The sequence below is a fragment of the Nocardia sp. XZ_19_369 genome (assembly GCF_015355715.1).
GTDB lineage: Bacteria > Actinomycetota > Actinomycetes > Mycobacteriales > Mycobacteriaceae > Nocardia.
Map to the genome: position 1 here is coordinate 158,673 of NZ_JACVED010000008.1, position 16,250 is coordinate 174,922.

General features: G+C 68.7%; 14 protein-coding genes. 8 read left to right on the plus strand and 6 right to left on the minus strand.

Going from position 1 to position 16,250, the window contains the following annotated elements; translation table 11 throughout:
* The 6 genes from IBX18_RS28885 to IBX18_RS28910 are packed head-to-tail and all read left to right on the plus strand — an operon-like array spanning position 1 to position 6,244.
* Entirely contained in the window at positions 1–543 is a 543-nt protein-coding gene (locus IBX18_RS28885) for a MarR family transcriptional regulator (protein ID WP_306796458.1), read from the plus strand.
* Complete coding sequence (locus tag IBX18_RS28890) at positions 543–1,394, plus strand: enoyl-CoA hydratase family protein (protein ID WP_194836659.1); 852 nt, start codon at positions 543–545, stop codon at positions 1,392–1,394. Before IBX18_RS28885 ends, IBX18_RS28890 begins: the two co-directional genes overlap by 1 nt.
* A gap of 2 nt (positions 1,395–1,396) precedes the next feature.
* Positions 1,397–2,563: an acyl-CoA dehydrogenase family protein gene (locus IBX18_RS28895; RefSeq protein WP_194836660.1), complete on the plus strand. Its 1,167-nt coding sequence runs from the start codon at positions 1,397–1,399 to the stop codon at positions 2,561–2,563.
* Between the two features lie 35 nt (positions 2,564–2,598).
* Positions 2,599–4,236: an AMP-binding protein gene (locus IBX18_RS28900; RefSeq protein ID WP_194836661.1), complete on the plus strand. Its 1,638-nt coding sequence runs from the start codon at positions 2,599–2,601 to the stop codon at positions 4,234–4,236.
* A complete protein-coding gene (locus tag IBX18_RS28905) occupies positions 4,233–4,661 on the plus strand; it encodes a RidA family protein (protein ID WP_194836662.1) in 429 nt (142 codons plus the stop codon). Before IBX18_RS28900 ends, IBX18_RS28905 begins: the two co-directional genes overlap by 4 nt.
* Before the next feature lie 5 nt (positions 4,662–4,666).
* Positions 4,667–6,244 (plus strand): carboxylesterase/lipase family protein, encoded by a 1,578-nt coding sequence (locus IBX18_RS28910; RefSeq protein WP_194836663.1) that lies wholly within the window; start codon positions 4,667–4,669, stop codon positions 6,242–6,244.
* A 6-nt stretch (positions 6,245–6,250) separates the two neighbouring features.
* Here IBX18_RS28910 and IBX18_RS28915 read toward each other — a convergent pair whose 3' ends face one another.
* Both IBX18_RS28915 and rox read right to left on the minus strand, forming a co-directional pair.
* Positions 6,251–7,237 carry an ABC transporter ATP-binding protein gene (locus tag IBX18_RS28915; protein ID WP_194836664.1) on the minus strand — a complete coding sequence of 329 codons (987 nt, stop codon included), beginning with the start codon at positions 7,235–7,237 and terminating at the stop codon, positions 6,251–6,253.
* 190 nt (positions 7,238–7,427) lie between these two features.
* Positions 7,428–8,852 carry a rifampin monooxygenase gene (gene rox, locus IBX18_RS28920; RefSeq protein WP_228541970.1) on the minus strand — a complete coding sequence of 475 codons (1,425 nt, stop codon included), beginning with the start codon at positions 8,850–8,852 and terminating at the stop codon, positions 7,428–7,430.
* Positions 8,853–9,125: 273 nt separating this feature from the next.
* On the opposite strand from rox, the gene IBX18_RS28925 reads away from it, so the two are divergent.
* On the plus strand, positions 9,126–10,133 hold the full coding sequence (locus tag IBX18_RS28925) for an alpha/beta hydrolase (RefSeq protein ID WP_194836666.1): 1,008 nt from the start codon (positions 9,126–9,128) through the stop codon (positions 10,131–10,133).
* A gap of 9 nt (positions 10,134–10,142) precedes the next feature.
* Here the strand turns inward: IBX18_RS28925 and IBX18_RS28930 are convergent, their stop codons facing one another.
* From IBX18_RS28930 to IBX18_RS28940, 3 genes are all read right to left on the minus strand, one after another.
* Positions 10,143–10,469, minus strand: a complete 327-nt coding sequence (locus IBX18_RS28930; protein WP_373889238.1) for a hypothetical protein — start codon at positions 10,467–10,469, stop codon at positions 10,143–10,145.
* Positions 10,470–10,473: 4 nt separating this feature from the next.
* Positions 10,474–12,141: a bifunctional 3'-5' exonuclease/DNA polymerase gene (locus tag IBX18_RS28935; protein WP_194836667.1), complete on the minus strand. Its 1,668-nt coding sequence runs from the start codon at positions 12,139–12,141 to the stop codon at positions 10,474–10,476.
* A 72-nt stretch (positions 12,142–12,213) separates the two neighbouring features.
* Complete coding sequence (locus tag IBX18_RS28940) at positions 12,214–12,792, minus strand: TetR/AcrR family transcriptional regulator (RefSeq protein ID WP_194836668.1); 579 nt, start codon at positions 12,790–12,792, stop codon at positions 12,214–12,216.
* Positions 12,793–12,837: 45 nt separating this feature from the next.
* On the opposite strand from IBX18_RS28940, the gene IBX18_RS28945 reads away from it, so the two are divergent.
* Entirely contained in the window at positions 12,838–13,686 is an 849-nt protein-coding gene (locus IBX18_RS28945) for a phytanoyl-CoA dioxygenase family protein (protein WP_194836669.1), read from the plus strand.
* Positions 13,687–13,689: 3 nt separating this feature from the next.
* Here IBX18_RS28945 and hrpB read toward each other — a convergent pair whose 3' ends face one another.
* Positions 13,690–16,131: an ATP-dependent helicase HrpB gene (hrpB, locus tag IBX18_RS28950; protein WP_194836670.1), complete on the minus strand. Its 2,442-nt coding sequence runs from the start codon at positions 16,129–16,131 to the stop codon at positions 13,690–13,692.
* Positions 16,132–16,250 lie beyond the last annotated feature (119 nt).

Here is a 16,250-nt window from a genome sequence, read left to right on the forward strand (position 1 = left end):
GTGACCACCCACCCGGAGCTCGGCGACGAACGCATCGGCATGGAGGCCCGCACCGTATCCGGCGACCACCTCGATGTGCGGCTGTGGCTGCGTCTACTGGCCACCACCAACGAGATCGAGCAGGAGATCCGTACCCGGCTGCGGACGCGGTTCGCCACCACGCTCCCCCGTTTCGACTACCTGGCCCAGCTCGACCGGCACCACGACGGCCTGCGGATGAGCGCGCTGTCCCGCTATCTGATGGTGACCGGCGGCAATGTCACCGGCCTGACCGATCAGCTGGTCGCCGAGGGCTGGGTCGACCGGATTCCGGACCCGATCGACAAGCGCGCGACGCTGGTGCGGCTCACCGACCTCGGCCGCGCACGCTTCGAGGAGATGGCCGCCGAACACGAACGCTGGCTCACCGAGATGTTCGCCGGGTTCGGCCGCGGCGACGAGCAGGCACTGTTCGACCTGCTCGGCAGGCTGCGCGTGCACCTCGCCGCGACGGCCGACCACGCCGACAACCACGCCCCACTACCGAACCATCGGGAACGCTGATGACCCAGAACCTCGACCCCGCCCTGCGCGCGGCCAACCGCACGACGCTCGCCGACTACGCGAGCACCCACTTCCGCTGGCAGGTGCACGAGGGTGTCGGCACGATCGTGCTCGACCGCCCGGAGCGCAAGAACCCACTGACCTTCGACTCCTACGCGGAACTGCGAGATCTGTTCCGCCGCTTGGCCTATGCCGACGACGTCACGGTGATCGTGCTGCACGGCGCCGGGGCGAACTTCTGCTCCGGTGGCGATGTGCACGACATCATCGGTCCGCTGATCGCGCTGCCCGCGCCGGAGCTGCTGAGGTTCACCAGGATGACCGGCGATCTGGTCAAAGCGATGCGGGCCTGCCCGCAACCGATCGTGGCCGCCGTCGACGGTGTCTGCGCGGGTGCGGGCGCGATCCTGGCGATGGCGTCCGACCTGCGCGTCGGCACCGCCCGCAGCACCACGGCGTTCCTGTTCACCCGGGTCGGGCTCGCCGGGTGCGACATGGGGGCCTGCGCGATGCTGCCGCGGATCATCGGGCAGGGCCGCGCCTCCGAGCTGCTCTACACCGGCCGCGCGATGACCGGCGACGAGGCGTACGCGTGGGGGTTCTTCAACCAGCTGGCCGAACCGGACGAGGTGCTCGACGCCGCCGGGCAGCTCGCGCGCCGGCTGGCCGAGGGGCCGACCTTCGCCCAGGGCATCACCAAAACCATGCTGCACCAGGAGTGGTCGATGACGGTGGATCAGGCCATCGAAGCCGAGGCGCAGGCGCAGGCCCTGTGCATGCTCACCGAGGATTTCACGCGCGCTTATCACGCGTTCCGGGCCAAGCAGCGCCCGAAGTTCGAAGGGAACTAGCGATGCCCGAAGAACACTGGGACTGGCCCTTTTTCGAGGACGAGCACCGGAAAATGGCCGCCACACTGCGTGCTTGGGCCGCCGATCAGCCGGCCGAGGAGAGTGGCGTCACTCTCGACGACCGCTGCCGTCAGCTGGTTCGGGCGCTCGGTGCTGCGGGCTGGCTGCGACACTCCGTCGCCGGAACCGAGTTCGGCGGAAGTCACGACCGGATCGACACGCGCACAGTGTGTCTGGCTCGCGAGATCCTGGCCGAGCACGACGCGCTCGCCGACTTCGCGTTCGCCATGCAGGGACTCGGCTCCGGCGCGATCAGCCTCGCGGGCACCGAGGAGCAGAAGCGCCATTACCTGCCGCGGGTGGCCGCCGGTACGGCGATCGCGGCGTTCGCGCTCTCGGAGATCGGCGCGGGCTCCGATGCCGCCGCGCTGTCGTGCGCGGCACGCGCCGACGGCGACGAGTTCGTCATCGACGGGGAGAAGACGTGGATCTCCAACGGCGGTATCGCGGACTTCTACGTGGTCTTCGCCCGGACGGGGGAAGGCGAAGGCGCACGGGGCATCTCGGCCTTCCTGGTCGACGCGGACAACCCCGGCCTGCACATCGCCGAACGGATCGATGTGATCGCCCCGCATCCGCTGGCCCGGCTCCGTTTCGACGGCTGCCGAGTACCCGCTACGAGACTGTTGGGCGAAGCGGGTGCGGGATTCGGCCTCGCGATGCGCACCCTCGACATCTTCCGGACCTCGGTGGCGGCCGCCGCCGTCGGCTTCGCCAGGCACGCCATGGCCGAGGCACTCGCCAGGGTGACCTCGCGGCAGATGTTCGGCGGCGTACTGGCCGACTTGCAGCTGACCCGGGCCGAACTCGCGCAGATGGCCACCACGATCGACGCGACCGCCCTGCTCACCTATCGCGCCGCCTGGCAGCGCGACCAAGGACGATCCGTCACCCGCGAGGCCGCCATGGCGAAGATGGCCGCGACCGAAGGCGCCCAACGGGTTATCGACGCCGCCGTCCAGATGTGGGGCGCCCTCGGGGTGGTCCGCGACCGCCCGGTCGAGCACCTCTACCGCGACATCCGCGCCCTGCGCATCTACGAGGGCGCCACCGAGGTGCAGCAGCTGATCATCGCCCGTGAACTCCTGCGGGGCACCGCGAACACCTGACCCACGATTTTCCTTCTCTCCCACAAGGTTCGACCATGACAAGCGCGCACCTCGATACCTTCGCCCGTGACAACCTGCCCCCGCTCGACCAGTGGCCGGACCTCGTGTTCGACCTGCCCGAACTCCAGTTCCCGGCCCAACTCAATTGCGCGAGTGAACTACTCGAACGCCACCTGTCCGACGGCGGCGGCGACCGCCTGTGCGTGCAGGCGCCGGGTGGACCGCGGTGGACCTACGCCGACCTGAACGACCGGGCCAACCGCATCGCGGCGGTGCTGGTGCACGATATGGGGCTGGTGCCGGGCAACCGGGTGCTGCTGGATGCCCCGAACACGCCCATGCTCGCGGCCTGCTGGTTCGCCGTCATGAAGGCGGGTGGCATCGCCGTGACGGCCATGCCGCTGCTGCGGGTCAAGGAGCTCACCCAGATCGTCGAGAAGGCGCGAATCACGCACGCGCTCTGCGATGTCGCGCTGTCCGCCCGGGTCGAGGCGGTAGCGGCAACGTGCCCGACGCTCGACCGGATCCGCTACTTCCACAGCACCTCCGACGAGGGGCTCGAAGCCCTGATGGCGCGCCACGACGGCCGGTTCGACACGGTGGCGACCGCCGCCGACGACGTCTGCCTCATCGCCTTCACCTCCGGCACCACCGGAGTTCCCAAGGCCACCATGCACTTCCACCGCGATGTCATGGCGATCTGCCACTGCTTCCCGCAGCACATCCTGCGCCCGGCACCCGACGATGTGTTCATCGGCAGCCCGCCGCTGGCCTTCACCTTCGGCCTGGGCGGACTGCTGCTGTTTCCGATGTCGGTGGGCGCCTCGGCGGTGCTGCTGCAACAGGCCACTCCCCCACTGCTGCTCGACGCGATCACCGAGTTCGGCGCGACCGTGCTGTTCACCGCGCCCACCTCCTACCGGATCCTCGCCCGCTACGACCTGCGCGGCACCTCGCTGCGCAAATGCGTCTCGGCGGGCGAACCGCTGCCACCGAGCACCCGGGCCCGCTGGCGCACCGCCACCGGCCTCGAGCTGATCGACGGCATCGGCGCCACCGAGATGCTGCACATCTTCGTCGCCGCCGACGAGGCGCATGCCCGGCCCGGCGCGACCGGTCTCCCGGTACCCGGATATCAGGCGCGCGTCGTGGACGAGGCGGGAAACCCGTTGGGCCCCGGCGAGATCGGCCTGCTCGCGGTGCGCGGGCCGACCGGCTGTCGCTACCTCGCCGACGACCGGCAGACGGTGTATGTGCGCGACGGCTGGAACTACACCGGTGACGCCTACTCGGTCGACGTCGACGGCTACTTCCACTATCAGGCACGCTCCGACGACATGATCGTGTCGTCGGGCTACAACATCGCCGCACCCGAGGTGGAGGACGCGCTGGCGGGGCATGCCGCGGTGGTCGATTGCGCGGTGGTCGGTGTGCCCGACGAAGATCGCGGTCAGATCGTCAAGGCGTACGTGGTGTTGCGCGCGGAGGTCGAGGCGAACGACGGGATGGTGGCGGAGTTGCAGGATTTCGTGAAACAGGCGGTGGCCCCGTACAAGTATCCGAGGGCCATCGCGTTCGTCGATGCCCTGCCGCGCACACCTACCGGCAAGCTACAGCGCTTCCGGCTGCGGGAACCCGCTGCGGTGCAGAGTGATTCGGGAGCCGACGAATGAGGGTCTTGCAGCCGCCTGGATGGCAACGTCCGCGCGGGTACGCCAACGGCATTGCCGCGCGCGGGGAATTGGTGTTCGTGGCCGGCATGATCGGCTGGGACGCCGACGGTGTGATCCGGTCGCCCGATATCGCTGACCAGGCGCGCCAGGCGCTGCGCAATGTCGTGGCGGTGCTCGCCGAGGCGGGCGCCGAACCTGCGCACATCGTGCGAATGACCTGGTACGTCACCGATGTCGACGCCTACGTGCAAGCGTATCGGGAGATCGGGTTGGCCTTCCGGGAGATCATCGGCAGCTTCCAGGCGGCGATGACCGCCGTGGAGGTGAGTCGCCTGGTCGAAAAGGACGCCAAGGTCGAGATCGAGGTCACCGCGGTGATTCCGGACCCGCCGGACGCCGATGCTGTTCCAGCAGAGCAGGAGTGAGTTCCGTGGGAGTTGTCGTTACCACCACCGCGGGTGCCGTCGAAGGTCGCCGTGACGGCGAACTCTCGGTGTTCAAGGGCATCCCGTACGCGGCGGCACCGGAAGGGCCGCTGCGCATGCGCGCCCCGGCCCCGCCCGAAAGCTGGGACGGCATCCGACCCGCCCTCCAGTACAGCGTCGCGCCGCCGCAGTTGCCGCTGACGCCCGGCACACCTCCGTTGTGGCGGCCCGCCGACGGACTCGACTGCCTCAGCGTGAATGTCTGGACGCCGGGCGGCACCGGGGACCGGCTGCCGGTGATGGTGTGGATCCACGGCGGCGGCTGGAAGGCGGGCTCGTCCAGCGACCCGGCGCACGACGGCGCGACGCTGGCCCGCGGCGGCGTCGTCCTGGTGACGTTCAACTATCGGGTCGGCTTCGAGGGCTTCGGCTTCGTCCCCGGCCATCCCGCCAATCGCGGCTTCCTCGACCAGACCGCCGCACTGCGCTGGGTGCACGACAATATCGCCGCCTTCGGTGGCGACCCGGACAACGTGACCCTGTTCGGCGAATCCGGTGGCGGACTGTCCATCGCCGCACTGCTTTCCGCACCGGCCGCCCGCGGGCTGTTCCGGCGTGCCATCGTGCAGAGCCCGGCGGCCCGCCTGCTGCCCGAGCACGAGGCGCAGCGGATCGCCGAGCTCACCGCCGCCGCGCTCGGGGTCGCGCCGGCCGAGCTGGCGACGCAGCCACCGCTGGCACTGCTGTCCGTGCAGGACGAGCCGCTGGCCGCGATGGAGGCCGACCCCGGTGGGTGGACCACGCCGGAAGCGATCACCGCCTTCACTCCCGTGATCGACGGCGTCACCGTGGTGGACAAACCCTGGCTCGCGCTCGGCTCGGGCGTCGCCCGGGACATCGACCTGATCACCGGGTCGACCCGCGACGAGTTCACCCTGTTCGCGTTGAGTCGCGGGCTGATCAAACCCAGTGCGTCGGCGATGATCAAGGCGCTGCCGACCTTCGCGCGTATCACCGCCCACGGCATGCGCAGCCACGGACTGCCGAAGGCGCGCCGCCCGACACCGCTGCGTACGGTCGACTTGTCCACCACCGCAGCACATCTCGGCCTGCCCGCCTCGGCACCGGCCGCCTATCGGGCGGCGTACCCTGGCTCGACAGACGCCGAGCTCTACGTGGTCATGTATTCCGACGCCATGTTCCGGATGCCCGCGATCTGGCTCGCGGAGGCGCACACGGCCGCGGGCGGGCGCAGCCATGTCTACGACTTCGCCTGGGCCAGCCCGGCTTTGGGCGGCGCGCTCGGTGCCTGTCATGTGGCGGATATTCCGGTGACCTTCGGCAATACCGACAGTCCGCTCGCCTCGTTCGTGCTCGGCGGCGCCCGGCCGTCGGAGAGCCTGCTGCGACTATCCGAGCAGCTGCGGTCCTCGTGGATCTCCTTCGCCACCAGCGGCGATCCCGGGTGGCCCGTGTTCACCACCGACGGGGCCCTGACGCGCATTTGGGACACCCCGCCCATGGTGGCGGCAGACCCACTGGCGGCGTCCCGGCAGATCTGGCAAGGACTTTCGGGCCGCTGACCTCGGTCAGTTGTCGTTGCGGTCCAGTGATTCGCGGATCGCTGCTTGGGCGGTGTGCGGCAGGGTGTGCATGATCTCGCGAACCCGCTCCTTGCGGCGCAGGACCGCTTGGCGCACCGGCATGCCCGGTTGCGCCTGCATCTGCGGAATGATGCCCTCGACCTCCTGGGCGCCGCCGTCGTGGTGGCCGGCGTCGAACATCGCCTGCTCGCGCGCCATCTGGGCTTCGTCCTTCTCCTCGGACATGCCGATCGGGCCCTGCATGCGGCCGTTGAGGAACTGCTTGACCACCGGCTCTTCGGAAGTCAGCAGCACCTCGCGCGGACCGAACATGACCAGCTGACGGCGAAAGAGCATGCCGATGTTGTCCGGCACGGTGCGAGCCAGGTTGATGTTGTGCGTGACGATCAGGATCGTCGCGTCGATCTGCGCGTTGATATCGATCAGTAGTTGGCTCAGATACGAAGTGCGCACCGGGTCCAGCCCGGAATCCGGTTCGTCGACCAGGATGATCTGCGGGTCGAGCACCAGGGCACGGGCCAGGCCCGCGCGTTTGCGCATACCGCCGGAGATCTCGCCGGGCAGCTTGTTCTCATCACCCAGCAGACCGGTCAGCTCCAGTTTCTCCATGACGATGTTCTTGATCTGCGACTCCGACTTCTTCGTGTGCTCACGAAGCGGGAACGCGACATTGTCGAAGAGGGTCATGGAGCCGAACAGCGCGCCGTCCTGGAACAGCACGCCGAAGAGTTTACGAATCTCGTAGAGCTCCTTGGTGGTACAGCGCATGATATCGGTGTCGCCGATAAAGATCGCGCCGCGCTCCGGGCGCAGCAAGCCGATCAGTGATTTCAGGAAGACGGACTTACCGGTGCCCGACGGGCCCAGTAGCGCGCTCACCTCGCCGTACGGCAGCGTCAGTGAAACATCCTGCCAAATGCGCTGCGCACCGAATGATTTCGTACAACCTTCAGCCCTGACGGCGACGCCCATGCTAGACCTCCATCGAATTCCGACGAGAATCCACCGGCGTTACCTGACGCACCCGACATCTCGTACTGGACCGTCGATCTACTGTAAACCGGCGTTGCGGCGGGCAAGAGCCGATTCCGGCAACCGGTGCGCTGCGCAAAGGCAGCGACGGGTGTGGCAACTTATGGCGGCGGCCGGGCGCCCCGTGAAATCAGTTGGCGGTCTTGCCGAACCAGCGGGCGAGGTGGTCGTCCAGGTCCTGCTGGTGCTCGCCGATCCAGGCGACGTGGCCGTCGGGCCGGAGCAGGATAGCCGGAACATCCAGTGCCGCAGTGGGATCCGCGATCAGATCGACGCGGTCCGACCAGCCGTTGACGGTCAGCCGCTGGGTGCGGTCGAGCACCAGGCCACGGCCCTGATGTAGTTGGTCGTAGAGGCGGCCCGCTTTCAGGTCGATATCGCGCAGCCGCCTGCCGAGCAGGTCGGGGCCCGCGCCGAAGTCGTAGCGGATGCCGATCGCGGTGATCTTCTCGATCAGATAGCGGTTCACCTCGTCGAAGTCCATCAGTTCGGTGAGCAGCCTGCGCACGGCCTGCGGGCCCGGTTCGGTGGACAGCAGTTGCGTCTGGGCGCGAGTGTTGTCCAAAACGTCTGCGGCGACCGGATGACGTTCGTCCTGGTAGGTGTCCAGCAGTGTTTCCGGTGCCCAGCCGCGGATCTGTGTGGCCAGTTTCCAGCCGAGATTGACCGCGTCCTGCAGACCCAGATTGAGGCCCTGGCCACCGATGGGTGGGTGAATGTGCGCCGCGTCGCCGGCCAGCAGCACCCGGCCGATCCGATAACGCTCGGCCAGGCGAGTGGCATCGCCGAAGCGGGACAACCAGCGCGGGGAGTGCACGCCGAAATCGGTTCCGGCGATGGCACACAGCTGTTGTTTGAAATCTTCGAGGGTGGGTGGTTCCGCACGATCGCTGACTTCCCCGGCGGGGACGACGACGCTATAGACCCCTTCGCCGAAGGGCCGCATCATGAATCGCCTATCGGTCTTGTGGATTTCGGCCATCTTGGCGGCGATTTCCTCCTGCGGCACACCGACTTTCATCTCACCCATCAGCGTCTCGGTCCGTGCCGGTTCGCCAGGGAAGCCGACGCCGAGCAGTTTGCGCACCGTACTGCGGGCGCCGTCGCAACCGACGAGGTAACGCGCCCGGAGGCGCTCACCGTCGGCCAGTTCGACAGTCACTCCCTGCTCGTCCTGCTCGAAAGCGACCACCGCACCACCGCGCCGGACCTGCGCACCCAGTGCGGTCGCATGTGCTTCGAGTTGGTGTTCGATGACCGGCTGCGGGATGCCCAGCAGATAGGCGTACGCGGAATCCAAGCCCTCGGGCGCGGGTTTGCTGATGGCGGCGAAGATTCCGCCGACCGAGCGCTGCCTTCCGCGCGCGAGTAGGCGATCCAGCAGTCCGCGCATCGCCATCAGTTCGAGACTGCGCATGTGCAGGCTGACTATTCGGACAAACGCCGTCGGCTCTGTTTCCTTCTCCACAACAAGTACCCGTGCATCGTGCAGCCGCAGTTCAGCGGCCAGCATCGCACCGGTCGGCCCGCACCCGGCAATGATCACATCGAACATGAACCACCCAATTCTCGTTCCGGCGTACGCGTCGCACTGATTCCGGATTTCCGCAGGTCCTGGCATTGGCCGCCCATTCTGCGGCACCTCGCACGCTTGCCACAAGCGATATATGCCGACGGGCATTGCCGGCCGCGAACTCGAGTTCTTGCCGCATTCACCGATTCGATGTACTCAAGAAACTGGACGGTTGGCCTAGTTCGGTTCACTGCTCGCTTGATCGACCGTCAGCCGTCAGGGCCAGCCCACTGTGCGGCCTACGAAGGGTGGCGTATGTCTCGGTTCGCAATTCGGCGCGGTGTCGCCGCGCTCTTCTCGGCAGCGGCGTTACTCGCCGGGGCGCCGTTCGGTGCGTCCGCTTCCGCTGATGCCTTCGATCCCGGCGCCGTCCCGCTGAGCCGATACGCGCCCGCCGGTGCGCACGAGGCGGTGAGCACCGCGGCGGTGTATCCGTGCCAGGCCCTGTACGCCGCATACAACGCCGTCGGCCATGCGCTCGGCAACCATTCGGACATGACCTGCACGCGTGAATTCCCCGGCGGCCTGGACTCGCCGGTCGGCGTGGACTTCTACTACCCGAAGGACATCGCCACGATGACCCGGGTGCCGACGGTGGTCTGGATTCCCGGATTCACTTCCGAGCCAGGCAATTACGACGCCAGCGCCCGACTTTGGGCGAGCAACGGTTTCGTCGTCGCGATGCCGCACGACCTGATCAACTCGCTGGACGAACTGCCCCTCGCCGCCGCCGCGGCCCTGTCGGCAGCCAACCGCGATCCGCGAAACGTGTTGCACGGCAAGCTCGATCTCGGCCGCACCGTGATCGGCGGTCACTCCGGTGGTGGTGGCGCCGCGATCAACGGCGCGGGCATTCCGCCGAACATCTACCAGCTGATCGATCCGGACTTCCGGATCATCGGCGCGGTGCCCACCGAGCCGGGACCGGTCGCGGCGTCGTTCCTCGTCAAAGTCCCGACGCTGTACCTCACCGGCTCGGCGGATTTCGTTGTCCCGCACTTCCTCCCGCGCCTGGTCGAGTACGAGCTCGAGTTCGACGCCCCCGCGATCCTGGTGTGCCTGAAAGGTGTCACCCACTGGACACCGTTCGACGACGCGGCACACAACCCGACGGCGAGCATCACGCTGGCGTGGCTGCGCTACCTGGTCGACGGCGACAAGACCGCGGCGAGCTACTTCACCGGGCCCGGCTGGAAGCTCCGCGCCGACCCGGCGGTCGACTACGCGCTCCGCAATGCGCGCGCCGACCACCTTCCCTCCTGAGAAGCCGGATCAGCCAAGGGCGAGTGGGAGTTTCGCGGCCAGTGCACCGAGGTCGGCTTGCTCGGCGCCGGTGGGAGTCCGGCGACCGGTGCCGATCAGCAGAGCGTCCTTGTCGGACCACAACGCGGGAAACGGTGCGCCGGCGATCTTTTCGAGCATTTCGCGGGCGCGCGCCAGGCTTTCGGTGGGTGGTTCGGCGGCGTCGGGGATGTGCGCGATCAGGTCGAGGTGATGCAGCGTCCACTCGTTCGAAGTCCTGATCCGAGAGTTCGGCGACGGCCTTGCGCAACGCCGCCCAAGAAAGCGCGAAGAGTTCCACGGTGGCCAAGTTAGCAACCGTTCACTTGGCGTCCCAATAGCACTCCACCACCGCCGTCGTGAACGGGAACCGCACCGGCGTCGGCCCGAAGACGATCCGGCCCGCGTTCTCCGCCGCCGTCGCGATCGCTGCCGCGACCGTCGCGGCCTCCTCCGTCGGGCAATGCACGATGACCTCGTCGTGCTGGAAGAAGACCAGTTCGGCGCGGAGCCCGGCGTGGGTCATCGCCTGCCGCAGGCCCGCCAGCACCAGCAGGGCCCAGTCGGCGGCGCTGCCCTGCACCACGAAGTTGCGGGTGAAGCGGCCACGAGCGCGCGCCGCGGAGGTGCTGCCGTAGCCCCTGACCTCCTCCTGCGGCAGGTCCGCTTGGTCGGTGGCGGAAACCGGCGGGCAGGTGCGACCCAGCCACGTGCGCACCAGCCGCCCCTCCTCACCGGCCCGCGCCGCCTCGTCGACATAGGCCACCGCCGCCGGATAGCGGCGCCGGAGTTCGGCCATGTGGGTGAGCGCGTCACCGGAGGTCTGGCCGTAAATGGCGCCCAGCAGAGCGATTTTGGCGAGGGCGCGGTCGCCGCCGAAGGCCCGGGCCGCCAGGTCGGCGTAGAGGTCTTCGCCGCGACCGGCGACCTCCATCAGTCCCGGGTCGCGCGAGATCGCGGCGAGGACGCGCGGCTCCATCTGGTCGGCATCGGCGACCACCAGCGTCCAGCCCGGGTCCGCGCGGATCGCCTGCCGGATCACCTTCGGGATCTGGAGCGCGCCACCACCATTGGTGGTCCAGCGGCCGGAAACCGTGCCGCCGGGTTGATATTCGGGCCGGAAGCGGCCGTCGTGCACCCACTGCTCGAGCCAGGACCAGCCGTTGGCGGTGTGCAGCCGATAGAGCGACTTGTAGGCCAGCAGCGGCGCCACCGCAGGGTGATCGATCTGCTGGAGCTCCCATTTCCGGGTGGAGGACAAGAAGATTCCGGCGCGGGCGAAGGCTTTGATGATGTCGTTGGGCAGGTCCGGCCGGACCCGCACGCCCGTCCCGAAGGCCCGCGACACCTCGTCGGCCAGCTCCGCCATCCGGCGCGGTTCCAGCCCACCGGGAAAGCGCTCACCCAACAGCTTGTCCAGCAATTCGCGGTGCACGTCGGCGCGCCAAGGAATCCCGGCGCGCGACATCTCCGCAGCCACCAGCATGCCCGCCGACTCGGCGGCAACGAGCAGCCGCAGCCGCTCCGGATGCTCAGTCTTCGCCGTCCGAACGAGTTGCCCCTGATACACCTCGAGCAACGCCGTGAACTCGTCCGTACCCGGCGGCAGCGGAACCGGACCCGACTCGAACAACGACGGCTGAGTCTCGGCTGCCCGCGCAGGCGCGTCCGCCGGAACCGGCAGCCGGTGCAGCCGCGCCCAAGCGGCAGCCAGCGACCGCGCCTGACCCGACTGCCCCTCCTCATGCCCGATCAGCAGCGCCTCCGCAGCCTGCACGTCATAGCACCGCTCGACCCGCACCCCGGCCGCCAGCAACGACCGATAGATCTCCGCCGTCGACCGCCACACCCACCGCTCGACCTCCGGCCGCGCCCGCACCGCCTCAACCAGCGACGGCTCACACACCACCGGCCCCGCAGCCCGCCCCTCCTGATCGAGCGGACACAGCCGAGCGCCCCCGTCACCCGTTTCCGCCACCGCCCATCGCACGTCCAGAGTCTCGCACCGAGGTCCGACACGAATCCCGAGGGCGGACCCGAGCCGCGTGTCCGCTCCTGTTATTCAGCCGATTCCGAGGGCCGCGGCGGTCAGGCGCCAGAGTCGTTCGGTGGTCTGATCAGCGTCGGAGGGTGGGGTCGTGCGGAGTTGCTGGGCGATCCCGTGCCGAAGTCCGCCGATGACGAAGGCGCCCGCGCTGTCGGGGTCGAGGTCGGCGGGCAGCTGGCCGCGAGCTTGGCCGCTGCGGATGTTGTCGGCCGCGTTGTCGCTCATGCGCTGGATGTAGACCGATTCGAGTTCGGTGAGCTGTGGGTCCAGGGCGGTGCGATCGAGCAGGACCGGAGCCAGCGGGTCGGCGAAGTGATAAGCGACGAAGCGGTGCGTACGGGTGCGTTCGCGGGTGGCCCAGTCCGCCTCGGCGGGCAGTTGGGCATCGGCGATGGCGTGACCGAGTCCCTCGTAGAACGCATCGTAAATCGCCGCCAGCAAACCACTTTTGGAGCCGAAGTGGTGGTAGAGCGCGCCGGTGCTCAGTCCGGCCCGGCGAGTGAGCGCGCTGAGTTCCAGCACACCGTTGCCGCAGACCAGTTCGTCGCGGGCGGCGTCGAGTAATTGTTGACGTCCGATCGGTGCGCGTGCCACAGTCGAATCATAACCGAACTCAGTTATGTTTCCCGAGGAGCCGCTATGAACAGCGAAGTGTCGTCATTGGCAGACCTGGGCGGCGATCTGGCGGGAACCTATCGGCGGACCGCGAGCAGCGGCGAACACATCGACGCGGCGGTCGTCGCGGCGGATCTGGCCGCGGTCGAGCGCGACGGCTACGTGATTCTGCCCGATCTGCTCACGCCGCCCGAGCTCGACGACATCCGCGAAGCGGTAGCGCCGCTGCTGGATCGGCGCGGCCGGAACCGGTTCGAGGGACCGACCACCCAGCGGGTGTACAGCGTGTTGAACAAGACCCGCACCTGCGATCGCATCGCGGACCATCCCCGAATCCTGGCGTTGCTCGATCGGCTGCTGCTGCCGAACTACCTGTTGTCGATGCTGCAGGTGATCAACATCCTCCCCGGCGAACAGGCGCAGCTGCTGCACACCGACGACGGCTTCTACCCGCTGCCCCGCCCGCGCGCCGCACTGGGCGCGGCGACGATCTGGGCAATCGACGATTTCACCGCCGACAACGGCGCCACCGACATCGTTGCGGGCAGCCACCGCTGGGGTCATCGCATGCCCGAGGAGTCGGAGCGCGAACCCGTGGTGATGCGGGCCGGCTCGTGCGTGTTCTTTCTCGGCACCCTGTGGCACGGCGGCGGCGCCAATCGCACACAGCAGCCACGCTTGGCGGTCACCGCCCAGTACTGCGAACCGTGGTTACGCCCCCAAGAGGCCTTCACGCTGTCGATCACCCGCGACACCGTGCGCGCTGTGTCGGAGGACATCCGCCGCATGCTCGGCTACAGCATCCATCCACCATTCATCGGCCAGGTCGACGGCATGCACCCCAAACGCCTCTTGGAATCCGATGACCGGTGACCATCAACTTCGGGGTCGGCCGGTCGCGTTGCGGGCGGTGCCGCGGTGGGCGGGGACGGTGGTGGGGTCTTCGGGCCAGGCGTGTTTGGGGTAGCGGCCGCGGAGGTCGGCGCGGACCTGGGGCCAGCCGGTGTGCCAGAACGAGGCCAGGTCGGCGGTGACCGCGACCGGGCGTTGGGCGGGTGAGAGCAGGTGCAGCACGATCGGGACGCGGCCGTCGGCCAGGCGGGGTGCTTCGGTCCAGCCGAAGACTTCCTGCACCTTGACCGCGAGGACCGGCGGGTCGGTGGAGTAGTCGAGGCGCGGGCGGCTGCCGGAGGGGACGGCGAGGCGTTCGGGTGCCAGATCGTCCATGCGGGTGGCGTCCGGCCAGGGTAGTAGGCGGCGCAGGGCTTGACCGGCGTCGATGCGTGCGAGGTCGGCGCGGCTGCGGGCGGTGGCGAGTTCGGGGCCGAGCCAGGTGTCAGCGGTGGCGAGCAGCGACTCGTCGTCGACGGCGGGCCAGGGGGAACCGAGGGTGCGGTGCAGGAATTCGAGGCGCTGTCGGAGGGCGATGGCGTCGGCATCCCAGCGCAGCAGGCCCAGTCCGGTGGAGCTCAGCCCGCGATGCACCGCAGCACTGAGCAATTGGCGGTCGGGATTATGGATCCGCTTCTCCGACAATACGATCGCGCCGAGGCGTTCGATCCGGCGGGCGACCACCTCGCCATCGATCCAATCGACTTCCTCGGCGGTCGTCAGCAGGTTAGACGCGGCGCGGCGGGCCAGTTGTTCATCGGCGACGGCAGCCAACCGGATCCAGCCGTCGGAACGACCCGGATCGCGCGTCGCGACGCCGACCGCCAGCCACTCCGCATCACCCAATCCCGATCCGGGCGGCAGTGTCACGGCGGTGCCGCCGACCATGAGATAGCTCGACGATCCCGCACTGCGGCGGCGCGCTAGGCGCTCTGGATGAGCCAGTGCGACAACGAAAGCCGGGTCATCCCCGCCGTTCGACGCATCGACTAAGCGGGCCAGTCTTTCGACCTCACGCTGCCAGCGCGCCGGTCGCTCGCGGCGCAGCACACGCAGACCAGCGGCCAAATCGACTCCGGCGATGAGCGTATCGTCATCGAGTACGGTGACCACTTCCGCGGCCGCCCGCGCACCCACCACGGGCGCGCCGTCGAGCAGCGCCCGCGCCAACCGAGGATGCAACCCGATCCTGGCGATGCGCCGCCCACGCTCGGTCACCGCACCGTCGTCATCGACGGCTCCCAACGCGCGCAACACCTCTCGGCCCGCCGCCAACCCGCCGGGCGGCGGGGCATCCCACCAGGCGAGGCCGTGGCCGTCGGCCGTGCCCCAGCAGGCCAGCTCCAATGCCAACCGCGTCAGATCCGCCGTCCGAATCTCCGGCTCGGGATAGGCAGGCAGCGTGCTGTGCTCGTGTTCCGGCCAGCATCGCCATACTCGCCCCGGCGCCTCACGCCCGGCTCGACCGGCCCGCTGCTCGGCCACCGCCGCCGAAACTCGCACTGTCGCAAGGCCGGACAGTCCACGTCCCCGATCGATGCGTGGCACCCGGGCCAGTCCCGAATCCACCACCGCACGCACACCGGGGACCGTCAAACTGGACTCCGCTACCGCCGTGGACAACACCACGCGCCGCCGCGACCCGGGCCGCAAGGCCGTGTCCTGCCCGGCGGCGGACAGCCTGCCGTGCAACGGAACCACGTCCACCCCGTCCACGTCGCTGAGAAGTGCTGTCGTCCGGCGGATCTCGGCGGCGCCGGGCAGGAAGACGAGCACGTCACCCTCGGTAGCGGTGAGTGCCGCCCGGGTGGCGCGAGCGACCTGCGCTTCGACCCGTTCCCTGGGTAGCGGCGGAACATACGTCAGGTCGACCGGATAGACGCGGCCCTGAACCTGCAACACCGGCGCTCCGCCAAGCAGCACCGAAAGACGTTCCGCCGCAACGGTCGCCGAGGTAGCCAGCACCCGCAGATCCGGGCGCAACCCAGCCCGCGCGTCGAGCAGCAACGCCAGCAAAAGGTCCGCGTCGAGATGCCGCTCGTGACACTCGTCGAGGACAACCACGTCCACGCCCGCCAACTCGGGATCGCCCTGCAACCGTCGCACCAGCAATCCCGACGTGACGACCTCGATGCGGGTCTGTTTCCCTACTCGCCGATCGCCGCGGACCGAGTAGCCGACGGTCTCGCCGACCGACTCCCCCAGCAGCGCGGCCATCCGCGCGGCCGCGGCCCGAGCCGCCAACCGTCGCGGCTCCGCCACCAGCACCCGCCCACCGGTCCCCGCCGCCAACGCCAACGGCACCAACGTCGTTTTCCCGGTCCCCGGCGGCGCGACCAGCACCGCGGTCTCGCGCTCGGCCAACGTTGCGACGATGTGGTCGAGCGCGCCGCGGACCGGCAGATCGGGAAGTTCAGGCAGTTTCATTACCGAACAGTCTGCCTCGCACGTACTCGGCGGCAGTCCACTACCTACAGCGCGAAGGGAACATCGGCGGTACAGCGGGCGAACTGTAGCGAGCGACGGCCGCACGGCGGGCGCCGGTC

What these genes read in the sequence shown, in the direction of transcription:
- IBX18_RS28890 (WP_194836659.1), top strand. Translation starts at nt 543, where the DNA reads ATGACCCAGAACCTCGACCCCGCCCTGCGCGCGGCCAACCGCACGACG.
- IBX18_RS28895 (WP_194836660.1), top strand. Translation starts at nt 1,397, where the DNA reads ATGCCCGAAGAACACTGGGACTGGCCCTTTTTCGAGGACGAGCACCGG.
- IBX18_RS28900 (WP_194836661.1), top strand. Translation starts at nt 2,599, where the DNA reads ATGACAAGCGCGCACCTCGATACCTTCGCCCGTGACAACCTGCCCCCG.
- IBX18_RS28905 (WP_194836662.1), top strand. Translation starts at nt 4,233, where the DNA reads ATGAGGGTCTTGCAGCCGCCTGGATGGCAACGTCCGCGCGGGTACGCC.
- IBX18_RS28915 (WP_194836664.1), bottom strand. Translation starts at nt 7,237, where the DNA reads ATGGGCGTCGCCGTCAGGGCTGAAGGTTGTACGAAATCATTCGGTGCG.
- rox (WP_228541970.1), bottom strand. Translation starts at nt 8,852, where the DNA reads ATGTTCGATGTGATCATTGCCGGGTGCGGGCCGACCGGTGCGATGCTG.
- IBX18_RS28925 (WP_194836666.1), top strand. Translation starts at nt 9,126, where the DNA reads ATGTCTCGGTTCGCAATTCGGCGCGGTGTCGCCGCGCTCTTCTCGGCA.
- IBX18_RS28945 (WP_194836669.1), top strand. Translation starts at nt 12,838, where the DNA reads ATGAACAGCGAAGTGTCGTCATTGGCAGACCTGGGCGGCGATCTGGCG.
- hrpB (WP_194836670.1), bottom strand. Translation starts at nt 16,131, where the DNA reads ATGAAACTGCCTGAACTTCCCGATCTGCCGGTCCGCGGCGCGCTCGAC.